This is a genomic window from Paracraurococcus lichenis, from assembly GCF_030657435.1.
In the GTDB taxonomy this organism is placed as follows: Bacteria; Pseudomonadota; Alphaproteobacteria; order Acetobacterales; family Acetobacteraceae; genus Paracraurococcus; species Paracraurococcus lichenis.
The window spans coordinates 1-206 of the sequence record NZ_JAUTWS010000641.1; the positions used below are offsets into that span (position 1 = coordinate 1).

Here is a 206-nt window from a genome sequence, read left to right on the forward strand (position 1 = left end):
GCCGATGTCACGCGGCGCCTGCTCGCCTTCGGGCGGGAGCAGCCGCTCGAGGCGGTGCCGATCGATGTCTCAGCGCTGCTACCGGACATCGCGGACAATGTGCTTTCGCGGATCCTGGGCGGCACGGTGCGCATCGCAACATGGCTCGCGCCCGGGCTTTGGCCGGTGCTGGCCGACCCAGGCGAGCTGCAGGCGGCGCTGCTGAA

The 206-nt window shown here is 70.9% G+C and carries 1 pseudogene; it reads left to right on the top strand.

Annotated elements, in window-relative coordinates:
* A pseudogene (locus tag Q7A36_RS41540) lies at positions 1-206 on the top strand (response regulator); the annotation flags it as partial.